The 12,364-nt window shown below is 45.6% G+C and carries 12 protein-coding genes, 1 tRNA gene and 2 rRNA genes; 6 read left to right on the top strand and 9 right to left on the bottom strand.

Annotated features, from left to right (window positions below; genetic code table 11):
- Position 1 precedes the first annotated feature (1 nt).
- Genes xerC through lptM form a run of 5 tightly spaced genes read right to left on the bottom strand, consistent with a single transcriptional unit; the run spans position 2 to position 3,879 of the window.
- Positions 2-934, bottom strand: a complete 933-nt coding sequence (gene xerC, locus AACT23_RS06925; protein WP_010319873.1) for a tyrosine recombinase XerC — start codon at positions 932-934, stop codon at positions 2-4.
- On the bottom strand, positions 906-1,610 hold the full coding sequence (locus tag AACT23_RS06920) for a DUF484 family protein (RefSeq protein ID WP_019281077.1): 705 nt from the start codon (positions 1,608-1,610) through the stop codon (positions 906-908). The genes xerC and AACT23_RS06920 overlap by 29 nt, the downstream gene beginning before the upstream one ends.
- Positions 1,611-1,634: 24 nt before the next feature.
- The gene (gene dapF, locus AACT23_RS06915) at positions 1,635-2,465 is read right to left on the bottom strand and encodes a diaminopimelate epimerase (RefSeq protein WP_094126862.1); all 831 of its coding nucleotides are present in this window, start codon (positions 2,463-2,465) and stop codon (positions 1,635-1,637) included.
- Positions 2,466-2,476: 11 nt separating this feature from the next.
- On the bottom strand, positions 2,477-3,730 hold the full coding sequence (gene lysA / locus AACT23_RS06910; protein WP_094126860.1) for a diaminopimelate decarboxylase: 1,254 nt from the start codon (positions 3,728-3,730) through the stop codon (positions 2,477-2,479).
- 29 nt (positions 3,731-3,759) lie between these two features.
- Entirely contained in the window at positions 3,760-3,879 is a 120-nt protein-coding gene (gene lptM / locus AACT23_RS18015) for an LPS translocon maturation chaperone LptM (protein WP_033197445.1), read from the bottom strand.
- A gap of 75 nt (positions 3,880-3,954) precedes the next feature.
- Between lptM and cyaY the strand changes: the two genes are divergently transcribed.
- Complete coding sequence (cyaY, locus tag AACT23_RS06900) at positions 3,955-4,269, top strand: iron donor protein CyaY (protein ID WP_017044535.1); 315 nt, start codon at positions 3,955-3,957, stop codon at positions 4,267-4,269.
- A gap of 44 nt (positions 4,270-4,313) precedes the next feature.
- On the opposite strand, the gene AACT23_RS06895 is transcribed toward cyaY, so the two are convergent.
- A complete protein-coding gene (locus AACT23_RS06895) occupies positions 4,314-6,842 on the bottom strand; it encodes a class I adenylate cyclase (protein ID WP_017049934.1) in 2,529 nt (842 codons plus the stop codon).
- Between the two features lie 350 nt (positions 6,843-7,192).
- Here AACT23_RS06895 and hemC point away from each other — a divergent pair, with 350 nt between their 5' ends.
- From hemC to AACT23_RS06870, 5 genes are all read left to right on the top strand, one after another.
- Positions 7,193-8,131, top strand: a complete 939-nt coding sequence (gene hemC, locus AACT23_RS06890) for a hydroxymethylbilane synthase (RefSeq protein WP_026028588.1) — start codon at positions 7,193-7,195, stop codon at positions 8,129-8,131.
- Positions 8,132-8,134: 3 nt separating this feature from the next.
- On the top strand, positions 8,135-8,896 hold the full coding sequence (locus AACT23_RS06885) for a uroporphyrinogen-III synthase (RefSeq protein ID WP_013855520.1): 762 nt from the start codon (positions 8,135-8,137) through the stop codon (positions 8,894-8,896).
- Positions 8,880-10,061, top strand: coding sequence for a uroporphyrinogen-III C-methyltransferase (locus AACT23_RS06880; RefSeq protein WP_094126858.1), 1,182 nt, complete (start codon positions 8,880-8,882; stop codon positions 10,059-10,061). The genes AACT23_RS06885 and AACT23_RS06880 overlap by 17 nt, the downstream gene beginning before the upstream one ends.
- Positions 10,061-11,242 (top strand): heme biosynthesis protein HemY, encoded by a 1,182-nt coding sequence (locus tag AACT23_RS06875; protein ID WP_047690033.1) that lies wholly within the window; start codon positions 10,061-10,063, stop codon positions 11,240-11,242. Before AACT23_RS06880 ends, AACT23_RS06875 begins: the two co-directional genes overlap by 1 nt.
- A gap of 366 nt (positions 11,243-11,608) precedes the next feature.
- Entirely contained in the window at positions 11,609-11,752 is a 144-nt protein-coding gene (locus tag AACT23_RS06870; protein ID WP_157722350.1) for a hypothetical protein, read from the top strand.
- A 137-nt stretch (positions 11,753-11,889) separates the two neighbouring features.
- Here AACT23_RS06870 and AACT23_RS06865 read toward each other — a convergent pair.
- From AACT23_RS06865 to AACT23_RS06855, 3 genes are all read right to left on the bottom strand, one after another.
- Positions 11,890-11,980, bottom strand: a tRNA-Ser gene (locus AACT23_RS06865).
- A 92-nt stretch (positions 11,981-12,072) separates the two neighbouring features.
- Positions 12,073-12,188 (bottom strand): 5S ribosomal RNA (rrf, locus tag AACT23_RS06860).
- A gap of 87 nt (positions 12,189-12,275) precedes the next feature.
- Positions 12,276-12,364 (bottom strand): 23S ribosomal RNA (locus tag AACT23_RS06855); the annotation flags it as partial.

Here is a 12,364-nt window from a genome sequence, read left to right as displayed (position 1 = left end):
GTTATTCGCTCTGTTTCTTTTTACGTGCTCTTGGGTGCGCTTGGTCATAGGCCTGCGCAAGATGTTGAAAGTCCAAATGAGTATAAATTTGCGTCGTCGAAATATTCTCATGACCCAGCAACTCTTGGACAGCACGTAAATTATTGCTCGATTCAAGCATGTGAGTCGCAAAAGAGTGGCGCAGTTTATGTGGGCTAATATGGCTAGCCACCGCCTGCTTTTGCCCCCACTCGGCCATGCGTTTTTGTACGTTGCGATGCGAAATACGAACACCCAGTTTTGAAACAAACAAGCTTTGCTCATCAGCGTTTGCAAACTGCGTTCGTATTTTCAACCAATGCGCCACCCATTCTTTGGCTTGGCCTGCAAAAGGCACCTTACGTTCTTTGTCCCCTTTACCCACCACTCGAATCTCGCCGCGGCTAAAGCTCAGGTCTTTTACGTTAATGCTGACGAGCTCCGCTAAACGCAACCCAGCGCCATACATCAATTCCATCATGGCGCGATCGCGCACTGACAGCGGATCATCATCCTTGACTTCGAGTAGTTGCGCGACTTCATCCACATCTAAGTTTTTCGGTAACGGGCGTTTTTTACGCGGTGCTGCAACGCCTTTGGCCGGGTTAGCCGTCAGTTCACCACGCAAGATCAAGAAATCAAAAAAACTGCGCAATGAAGAGAGACGCGTCGCTAAACTGCTGGCTTTCATCCCTTCACGCATCCCTTTGCTCGCAAGCTGTCGCACCCAAGCGGCATCGACTTGTTGCCATTGATTCAGCCCCATCTGCACTAAATGCTGCGCCATGGTTTCCAGCTGTTGTTTGTAATTGCGTTGGGTGTGCAAGCTCAACCCTTTCTCGCTCCGCAGATATTCATAGAAGCGAGTTAAGGGCTGCTGTAAGCCGTTAGGCAGAGGTGTGGCTGATTCGGTCATGCTCAATCGGTTGCCAAGGTAGAGTCTCAATTAAATGAGAGAGAACTAACGCCAAATGACGTAAAAAGAGGGTATCCATGCTCGGTTGAAAATGGCCGCCATCTTCACTTGCAAACGCTAACACACCTTGTGATGAGCGCTTACCTAATGGTAGCACCACATACGAACCCATTTCTGGCGCAGCAGTTTGTTCACCAAATAACGCTTGGCGATCCAACTTTTTCATACGCCCTAAATAAGCATTTTTGCCATTAAAATGGTTAGTTGCAAAGCGCTGCCATTGCTCTTGGGTCAATTGATAGTCGGTTTCAGGCGAGGCCAGTAAACGGATATACGCTACCAAACCTAAGGTTTGCGCTTTGTTTTCTATTGCCTTACATACTTGCGGCATTGAATGACATTTTAAGATCTGCTCTTGCAGATCCATAAATTCGTGGAAAGTGCGGTCATTATTGGCCGCTAATGACATAAAGGCGGTGATCTCTTCCTCTAACTCCTCAATTCTCTGACGCTGACGATTCAGTTGTACATGCACCAAAGAGACCGCACCTTGTTGATGGTGCGGCAAGGAGAGCCTGTCAACCAGCTCTGAACGCTGGAGGAAAAAATCTGGGTGATCTCGTAAATATTCAGCCACAACTTCGGCTGTGAGTGCATCCGCTTCAACGTGTGACAAAACGATTCCTTATCTTACTTAACCCTAACAAGAGACTTGACCATCAAACACATGAGTCGCAGGGCCTGTCATATAGAGTGGCTTACCCGGCCCTTGCCAGTGGATCTCTAACGAGCCACCAGGTAAGTGTACTGTCACCTCTTCCGCCAATAACCCTTGAAGAATACCAACGGCAACCGCGCCACACGCACCACTGCCACACGCTTGAGTTTCACCCGTGCCACGTTCATAAACACGTAGCTTCACTTCATTGCGATTCAGCACTTGCATGAAGCCTGCGTTAACACGCTCTGGAAAACGCTCATGAGATTCAAGCAGTGGACCCAAAATTTCAACATCAGCGGTTGTCACATCCTCCACCACTGTCACCACATGCGGATTGCCCATACTCACCGCCCCGCAGAACAAGGTTTTCTCTTCAACGCGCATGATGTAGGTTTTCTCTGCCTGTTTGGCTCGAAATGGAATCTTATTAGGCTCAAATTCTGGTATGCCCATGTTGACGGTGATTTGATCATCCTCTTCAACATTTAAAACCATTTTGCCTTTTTTAGTCGTGACTCCAATGCTGTACTTATTGGTCAGCCCTTTCATCCGCACAAAGCGAGCAAAGCAACGTGCGCCATTGCCACACTGTTCGACTTCGCTGCCATCGGCATTAAAAATACGGTAGTGAAAATCACTTTCCGGATCATACGGCGCTTCAACCACTAATAGCTGATCAAACCCCACGCCAGTATGACGATCCGCCAAGCGGCGGATCAAATCAGGGGAGAAGAAGACGTTTTGTGTAATGCAATCAACGACCATGAAGTCATTACCCAAACCGTGCATTTTAGAAAAATGGAAATGCATAATGCTTCAATTTACTCCGGCAGAATACGCTCTAATGCCCATAGGCTCGATAGTGCTTCACGCTGACGAACAAGGTGGGTTTGTGCACCATCCACCATCACTTCCGCCACGCGAGTACGTGTATTATAGTTCGAAGACATCACAAAACCGTAAGCTCCTGCTGAGCGAACCGCCAGTAGATCTCCCTCATCCAAGACCAATGAACGATCTTTACCCAAGAAGTCACCGGTTTCACAAATAGGCCCAACCAAATCATAGGTTAGCGCTTCACCTTGGCGCGGCACAACAGGAACAATATCTTGCCAAGCTTGATAAAGCGCTGGACGCATCAAATCGTTCATCGCCGCATCAATAATGGCAAAGTTTTTGTGTTCGGTATGTTTCAGAAACTCTACTTTCGTCAACAACACGCCCGCGTTAGCCGCAATAGCACGTCCCGGTTCAAAAATCAGTTCGAGATCTTGATGGTTATTCAAACGCGCCAACAAGGCTTTGGCATAATCGGAAGGCTGCGGGGGCAACTCATCGCGATACACCACGCCTAAACCACCACCAACATCCAAATGTTTAATGGTGATCCCTTCCTCTTTAAGCTGATCAATTAACGCAAGTAAACGATCGGTTGCATCAATAAAAGGGGCAATGGCGGTCAGTTGAGAGCCAATGTGGCAATCAATACCGTGAATGCTGAGATTCTCTAGGCTTTGTGCCAAGCGATAAACATCCAGTGCACGGTCAAAAGCAATACCAAACTTATTGTCACGCAAACCGGTTGAAATATAAGGGTGGGTTTGTGCATCCACATCAGGGTTGATGCGCAGTGAAATCGGTGCTTTGACACCCAGCTCGCCAGCCACTTTATTTAAACGTGCTAATTCAGGCTCGGATTCAACGTTAAAGCATTTAATCTTGAGCTCCAACGCGCGTTTCATTTCCGCTTCCGTTTTACCGACGCCAGAAAATACCACTTTCGCCGGGTCACCACCCGCCACCACAACACGCTCTAGCTCTCCTGCCGAAACAATATCAAAACCTGACCCTAAACGCGCCAACGTGTTTAATACGCCTAAGTTTGAGTTAGCCTTCACCGCATAACACACCAGATGAGGGTGTTCGCCTACCGACTTATCAAAAGCATGCCAGTGACGCTCTAAAGTAGCGCGAGAATAGACATACAAAGGCGTGCCGTATTGCTCAGCCAACTCTGTTAATGCGACATTTTCAGCCCAAAGCTGACCATCGTCCTGATAATTGAAGTAATCCAAAATTCGTTTCCTTTAAGCTAAATCAATGACTATGGCTGAGGTTGTTCACTCTGCTCAGGCTCTGCTGGCATGTATAACGGCCCGGTTTGACCACACCCTGCGAGAGCAAGGAGTGACAACATAAAAAGTGCAGCGATTGATTTTTTCATTTTGCATGTCGTGATTATTGAGTCAATGCCCCCTATAATCGCACCACAATCAGGAAAAGCAATAGGATAGACAGGATGAACGATACTGAATTTCACCAACTTGTCGATGAGCAGCTAGAAATCATTGAACAAGCGATAGACAACGCAGGTGCCGACATTGATTACGAAACCTCAGGCAATGTGATGACGTTAGAATTTGATGACCGCAGCCAAATTATTATTAACCGCCAAGAGCCAATGCATGAAATTTGGCTGGCATCAAAGTCAGGCGGTTTCCATTTCAAACTGATCGACCAAAACTGGATTTGTTCAAAAACAGGGCTGGAATTGATTGCGATGGTGAAACAAGAATGTGAAAAACACGCTGGCGAAACGATCGACTGGGTGTAAAGCAACAACGCCAAGTGACAGATGTGTGACTTGGCGCTACCGAACTAAGCGTTGACCGCTTTTGAAGGACGAGAATAGAGCGCGGAATCGTTACGATAAGGGACAATATAGCTTTCCCCTTCTTCTGGGTGGACGATTTGATAATACTGCGGCAGATTGAAGTTAATAAGTTTAGCGGAGAGTGGGTTACCGTCGCGCACTGAGGTATAAAAGCTGTTGACGTTAGTGATCATCTCATCTTTTTCGCCGCTGAACTGGTGATAGACTTCAATTTGGTTCGACTCATCCAACACATAAATGTTGAAGCCTTTATCGGTATCTTCAAAGAAAAACTGCACTAAGCCTTCACTAGCAAAACCATCGACGATTTCCGGCAGTTGATAATCTTGATCGCGATCGAGCATTAACAGCGGTGAACCTTTCAATTTGTTGGTTGAAATACTGCGGTAAAAATCTACCGAATTTTCCAACTTCTGTACCGAAACCCCTCGCCGTTCAAAAAACAGACCATACATTTGATCGCCAATGCGTAACGCTTTAAAACGGCGACGTTTCTCTTGCTCTACCGGTTTCAAACGCAAATCGATACATTCCGCCAGCAACTGGTACACCATGTTGCGCATCACGCCACGCAGACTTTTGCTGTAACAAAATACATCGACAGACTCTGGCGGTAGCGCATCTTGGTGCATTTTGCCAAGCACGGTTTTCAACGCGTCGAGCATCGCCGTTTCGCCAGTAAAATGGAGAGTCCGTACTTCATGCCACGAGTTGCGATACACTAAATCGACACTACCAACTAAGCTTTTTTGCTCAGATCCGAAACTGAAAATATCTATATTTTTCAAATCAATTTTGAGCGATTTACCGCTTAATTCCGCAGTAGGATCATTTTCAAAGTTGATGAACATCGCCAGTTGACTGATTTCACAAGGGCTCGCTAAGGCCTGCATGGTCGGCCGCCGCTTACGCAACGAGAAGGTATTACGCAAATCGCTAACCATTTGATAGAACTTATCAATATCCAACTGTGCGTCACGTACTACTGAATGCAAATGAGTTGATTCCGTGATCAAACCATTAAAGAAGGCCCAAGAGACCAGCTTACTGAGGTATTCATTATGCTCAAGGAAAGGTTGGCCAATCATACGATGGGCAACCAGAGGCTGTTTATACAGATACCAGCCCGCTTTATTGGCTCGCCCTTCCCGAACTTGAATGAACGAGAGATCCGGCTCGTGCAGATCTGGCGAAATTTGTGGATTCAGTAGCGTGACTTTACCCGGCAACACCTCAAACACCGCATACAACTTACGCGCGAGGATTGATATATCTTGTGGGCTAATGGCCGAGGTGATGTCATTACGACGCGCAAACTGGATCAGGTTTCGATAGCTCAGCATCAACGCATCTAACAACGCATGGTGGACAACTTTAACTTGTTCGACTTTCCAATTACGGCGATTGTCTAATTCTTGAACAACAGATTCCGACCAATTCCATTGCTGAATCATGTGGCTTAATGCTTCTCGACGCCATGCCACTGAGCCTAAGCTCGGCTCACGGGATAACTTTTCATGCGTTTTGAGATAGAAACAACGACGCACCAGATCAAGACGGGCAGAATCACCAATGCGTTCAAGGTAACGCGTCACTTTTTCAAGCATCAAATAGTAAGCATCCATACTGTACAAATCAGGTTCATGAGTAAAAAACCGTCGTTTGGTATCAATGCTTAATAATTGCGTGTGTGGGTACTCCCACGAATACGCCTCAAGCAGAATCGCTTTTAACACTGACTTGTAAGGCGAGTCGATGCTTTTATAAAGCTGCCAAAGGTTTGCGCCGAAATACTCTTCAGCAGGAATGCGGTTCAACTTACCAAAATCGATCCATTCACTGCAATTAATGTAATCATTGCTGCACAATTCGTGCACGTATTCGTCGTAGCACTCTTCCATTTCAGGAGGCACGATTTGCCACAGTAAACGCTTGCCTGCCAAGCGAACAGCAGAGCGATAGAACTCGTCTAATAGCAGGAGATGTTGCGATGAACCGCAGTTTTCGCCTGTCATCTGCTCAGAATGATTACTGCGAAAACGTAGCTCATCCATCAAGAAAAAGTTAGCTTCCACCCCTTGGCTCTTTGCCCAATCAGTGATCAACAAACATTTGTTGCTTAAGCTTTCCCGCTCATCACAGCTCATACTCGATGCTACACATACCCAAATATCTAAGTCACTCGAGGTGCTTTGACCAATCGACGAGGTACTGCCCATGGTATACAGAGCAAGAATAGCGGGGGAATCAGCGGTCGGTAAGGGTTGACCTAAGGTGAGTTCTGTATCTTCAACCAGCTGACGTTGGATGTCGTTAGGCTCAAAACCATAGACACCATAAGGGACTTTTGCATCGTAGTAGCCGGGAATAATCGGGTGATTGAAGTGCAGTAATGCAGGAATGAAATGAAATACACGTTGACTTTGCAAATCCATAAGCGCCAGCGCACGCTCGGTACGTTGCTGGTTGAGATTGTCTAATCGTTGAATTAACGTCTTGGTGTAAGCCTGCAAGGTTGATTCCTTGGTTGAAACATTAACACGCGCTTTGATTATATTTTATTCTAAAGCACCAAAAAAACGTGATCAATCTAACATTTTCTTTCCATTTGGTAAAGCCCTCTCGATGCATATCACACTCAGGCGGAGCATGCCTACAATGCGCTCCAATGACCTTGGCTATAGTGTCGTAGCTATTTACACTTTGTCGTAATAGCTCATTATATAAACGAGATATAAATCACACAATTTTGACCAATTTATGCTATCTCTTCATCAATCCTTCACAGCGACGATCTAGTAGTAAACCTTTCATAGCGGGAATGATAGGATTAAACCATCCATTACCTACACTCGGGATTATCATGACTCACGCAACACCCATTCGAATCGCCACACGTAAAAGCCCGCTCGCCCTTTGGCAAGCTTATTATGTTAAAGATGCGCTGCAAGCGGCTCATCCTGGCCTAGAAGTGGAATTAGTGACCATGGTAACCAAAGGTGACGTCATTTTAGATACGCCTTTAGCTAAAGTGGGTGGTAAGGGGCTTTTTGTCAAAGAGTTGGAAGTCGCTATGCTTGAAGGCCGTGCCGATTTGGCAGTGCATTCAATGAAAGATGTTCCCGTCGATTTCCCTCAAGGGCTTGGACTAGTGACGATTTGTGAACGCGAAGATCCACGTGATGCTTTCGTTTCAAACACCTATCAAAGCATTGAACAACTGCCTCAAGGTGCCATAGTCGGCACCTGCAGTCTACGTCGCCAATGCCAACTCAAAGCATATCGACCAGACCTTGTGATTAAAGAATTGCGTGGCAATGTCGGTACTCGTCTTGGAAAACTCGATGCAGGTGAATACGATGCGATTATTCTCGCCGCAGCAGGTTTAAAACGTCTGAAGCTTGAAGATCGCATTCGCAGCATTATTGAACCAGAACAATCGCTTCCTGCAGTAGGGCAAGGTGCAGTCGGGATTGAATGCCGTTTAGATGACGAACGTTTAAGAGCATTGCTTGCGCCACTCAACCATTCTGACACGGCTGATCGCGTGAAATGTGAACGAGCCATGAACCTAACATTAGAAGGCGGTTGCCAAGTACCTATCGGTAGCTACGCATTGCTCGATGGTGATCATATTTGGCTAAGAGCATTAGTCGGTGAGCCTGATGGTTCTAAGATTGTACAAGGTGAGATTCGCGGCCACCGCTCCGATGCCAAGCAACTAGGAGTCACGCTTGCCCATCAATTGCTCAATGATGGAGCGCGAGATATTCTGTCCAAACTCTACTGCGAGCACGAATAAAACATGACGGTGTTGGTCACTCGCCCCGAAAATCAAGGGATTGAACTTTGCCAACAATTAGCGGATCTCGGTATCCGCTCCGTTCACCATCCACTGATTCAGATTAATGCAGGAGCCGATCTCCCGTATTTACTCCCAGAACTTCAGCAATGCGACATTATTATTGCGGTTAGCCAAAACGCGGTGACGTTCAGTCATCAATTTTTGCAAGATCATCGATATTTTTGGCCAAATGACGCCAGATACCTTGCCGTTGGTCAAAAAACCGCACATGTTTTCAGCAAATTAAGCCAACAAAAAGTACACTATCCGCAGATAAGTGACAGTGAACACCTGCTTGCCCTACCGCAGTTGCAATCAATATCGGGCCTTAAGGTGATGATTTTACGTGGTAATGGCGGACGTGAGCTCATCCACGACAGCTTAATCGAGCGTGGTGCTGATGTGGTGTATAAGGAAGTGTATCGACGCGATACGATCACCCTCTTTGCCGCCGAATCGATATCTCTGTGGCAGCAACAGCAAGTCACTCAGTTAGTTGTCACCAGCTCAGGTCAACTCAATTTTATGATGGATCAATTCTCTGATTCACAACGACTCTGGCTGCTAAATTTAGCTCTTTTTGTCCCAAGCGAGCGAATTCGACAAGAGGCGCTGCACATGGGATTTGGGTGCGTCACGAACGTGGGAAGCGCCTCCAATACAGAACTCGCGGCTAGTATTAGCCAATCTAGACAGGACTCTAAGCATGACAAGCAAAAATAATAACCCGCATATTGAACCTGAAAAAGCAGCCACACCTCCTCTGGTTACAGAAAAAGACGCAACGGATAACCTTGATTCACCAAAAAGTTACGTGCAGGATCCCACGTCTCAGCCTGAAGAAAAGAGTGATAAACGAGCAAAGCGCAGTATCAAACTTTCTGTTATTGCAATTAGCCTATCTATCATTTTCAGTGGTGGTATAGCCTATCAAATGCAGCAAAAAGACGCTGTTTACCAAGCCAAAATCAACGCATTGCAGACTCAATTAACACAAACCCAAAGTCAGCTCGCGGCTGAAATCAATCAAATAAAGCAAGAAACACAAGCCAAAGCGGACCAACTCACTCACAAAACTGACGTAGCCTTGGATCAACAGCAAAAAAGTATCGACAGCTTGCAACTGGCGATAGCTGATATCAAAGGCCGCCGTCCCAACGACTGGCTACTAGCAGAAGCAGATTACTTAGTGAAACTAGCAGGCCGTAAACTTTTTCTGGAACATGACATCGTCAGTGCGACCAAGCTAATGGAAAGCGCTGATCAACGTATTGCTGAATTGAATGACCCAAGCTTAGTGCCGCTACGCAAAGCCATGGCGCGTGACATTACTCAGCTCAAAATCATCCCATTGATTGATCGTGAAGGGCTAGTGTTACGCTTAACAACCTTGCAGCAACAAGTTGACACTCTACCGCTGGCCAATGCCATGTTACCTGAAACTCAGCAGCAATCAGCACCACAAGTTTCCGAAAATATTAACGACTGGCAAAATAATCTCGTTAGCTCATTGAAAGACTTCTCGGAGAACTTCATTACCTTCCGCACTCGAGACGGTAATGCCATTCCGCTACTGTCACCTGAGCAGCACTTCTATCTAAAAGAAAATCTCAAAGCAAAATTAGAAACCGCCATCAAAGCCGTATACGCAGAACAACAAGAGATTTATACAACGGCACTGAGCACAGCAGATAAATGGTCAGCCCGCTTCTTTAATTCCGATGATCAGAGTGTGCAGCAGTTTAATCACGCGCTATTGCAGCTCAGTAAACAAAATATACAAGTGCAATATCCAGTTAAACTTGAAACTCAGCACGAACTCGCTGATGTCATCACTGAACGCCTACGCCGTGAAGTCTCTCCAATGAGCGTTACGGAGGACAAGTAATGTTTAGAGTCATCTTTCTTTTTGTAGTATTAGGGGCCGGTTTATTTGTCGGAACCCAATATGCTGGCCAGCAAGGTTATGTTCTTATCTCTATAGCTAATAGAACAATAGAGATGAGCGTAACCACCTTAGTGATCTTTGTGATTGCACTCCTCTCTGGATTATTTAGCTTAGAATATCTCCTCAAAAAAGCATTCTATGCCAGTTCAAACACATTAAACTGGTTCAGCGTACGTAAGTTAAAGCGCTCTCGCCGTTATACCAATGAAGGTATCATTAAACTTCTAGAGGGAGACTGGAAGCAGGCAGAAAAGAAAGTCACTCGCTGGGCGAACCACCATGATATGCCGCTGCTCTGCTACCTTGTTGCATCGGAAGCTGCGCAGGGAATGGGCGACAGAGCAAAACGAGATCACTATTTAGATCTCGCCAGTCAGCAAAGTAATGCAGGCCTAGCCGTTGAATTAACTCGCGCCAAGCAGCAAGTACGAGAAGAAGAGTTTGAGCTGGCGCTAAGCACTCTATCAGCATTACAAGCCACTCATCCGAATAACACCATCGTGCTCAACTTACTCAAGATAACATACGTGCACCTAGAACAGTGGCAACCGCTGCTTGAGCTTTTACCTAAGCTCCAAAAAGCAAAACAGATCGATACGGACGAGAGCCAACAACTGAACCAAAAAGCACAATGCGGTTTACTAAAAAACGTGGCCCAGCAGCAAGGTAGTGAAGGCTTAATCAATCATTGGGACAAGCTTCCAAGGAAAACCAAAAACGACGTCATTTTAACTCAATGCTTCATCGAGCAGTTGATTCAACGAAAAGCAGATTCGGAAGCATTTACCGTCATTAAAGAAACATTAAAAAAACATCCAATGCCAGCTCTGTATTCATTATTGGCAGAGCTCAATTTACCAGATAGATACCCAGCAATTTTGTTGTTACAAGAAGCCATTAGTAAGGATAGTGGTAACGCCGAAGCACACAGCGCACTGGCTCAATTGTATATGAGAGAGCAGAAATGGGCAGAGGCGCAAAGCCATTTGGAAAAAGCGTTATCGCTCCGTGCCAATGTATCTGATTACGCTTATCTTGCCGATAGCCTTGAAAAACAAAACTATCCTAAAGCCGCCGCAGAAGTCTCACGTAAGGCACTGACCATGATAGAGCATGTTTAAATGGCAATCTAACTAAGCACCTAAAAATAACCTTATACCAATTAAAGAAAAGTACGATCTCATTAAGGCTATCTAACTATTGTTAAATATCACGATGGATAGCCTTAATAGCACCGATTTCAAAACGCTGGCGAGCCAACAAAAACTATCCTAATTCTACTATTACCCGCTTGAACACCTGGGATTTCCTGGATAATTTCTTGATCAAAATGCCATTTGACTTAAGGCCGAGCACGGCACAAAACCTCGAACTGTGAAGCCACAGCGATTTGAATATGCGTATTTATTTGGGTCGGCTTGGGTCATGCCCCTAAAAATGAATAGGTGAGGCCGTCGTTATAATGGATGGTGCTGGTAGGTATATAAGTGCAGTTTAGTCATGTCAGTGTCATCACGTTTCTTCCTACTCACCGTGCTAAATCCAATAGAGCAAGTGTGCAGTTGGCTCACGCTAACCAACAAAGTTTTGCGGATCACAACGACATTATGTCTGAGGTGTTCAATGTGTAAAATCGATTTTTGGAAAGTACAGATAGGGTGATCAAGATATGTTCGAGGGATTGAATTAAGCTATTAATTTTCCAGATTGGCATGTTGATATAAAACGAAAAAAACCGCTGTAAAAACAGCGGTTTTTTCTTTAAAAGTGGCGGAGAGATAGGGATTTGAACCCTAGGATAGCTATTAACCATCGCCGGTTTTCAAGACCGGTGCTTTAAACCACTCAGCCATCTCTCCACAAATTGTCACTAAAAATTAGTCTTACTTTGATAATGCTATATTTTTAGTTTTGCTTTCATATTTTTAATGATATGTAAGCGATATTCAAAGCCTGGCGATGTCCTACTCTCACATGGGGAGACCCCACACTACCATCGGCGCTGTTGTGTTTCACTTCTGAGTTCGGCATGGAGTCAGGTGGGTCCACAACGCTATGGTCGCCAAGCAAATTTCTTAATTCGGAAAGCTGTTTCGTTCTCATTCACACATTCAATGTTCTTCAATTGAGCCCACAAAACCCCTTCGGTGTTGTATGGTTAAGCCTCACGGGCAATTAGTATTGGTTAGCTCAACGCCTCGCAGCGCTTACACACCCAACCTATCAACGTTCTAGTCTCGAAC

The organism is Vibrio sp. V09_P4A23P171 (genome assembly GCF_963875615.1).
GTDB lineage: Bacteria > Pseudomonadota > Gammaproteobacteria > Enterobacterales > Vibrionaceae > Vibrio > Vibrio anguillarum.
The sequence above is the reverse complement of the archived record's forward strand: the minus strand, read 5'-3'. Positions and strand labels throughout refer to the sequence as shown.

Coding starts and splice junctions, on each gene's coding strand:
- xerC (WP_010319873.1), bottom strand. CDS start 934: ATGACCGAATCAGCCACACCTCTGCCTAACGGCTTACAGCAGCCCTTA.
- dapF (WP_094126862.1), bottom strand. CDS start 2,465: ATGCATTTCCATTTTTCTAAAATGCACGGTTTGGGTAATGACTTCATG.
- lptM (WP_033197445.1), bottom strand. CDS start 3,879: ATGAAAAAATCAATCGCTGCACTTTTTATGTTGTCACTCCTTGCTCTC.
- cyaY (WP_017044535.1), top strand. CDS start 3,955: ATGAACGATACTGAATTTCACCAACTTGTCGATGAGCAGCTAGAAATC.
- hemC (WP_026028588.1), top strand. CDS start 7,193: ATGACTCACGCAACACCCATTCGAATCGCCACACGTAAAAGCCCGCTC.
- AACT23_RS06885 (WP_013855520.1), top strand. CDS start 8,135: ATGACGGTGTTGGTCACTCGCCCCGAAAATCAAGGGATTGAACTTTGC.
- AACT23_RS06880 (WP_094126858.1), top strand. CDS start 8,880: ATGACAAGCAAAAATAATAACCCGCATATTGAACCTGAAAAAGCAGCC.
- AACT23_RS06875 (WP_047690033.1), top strand. CDS start 10,061: ATGTTTAGAGTCATCTTTCTTTTTGTAGTATTAGGGGCCGGTTTATTT.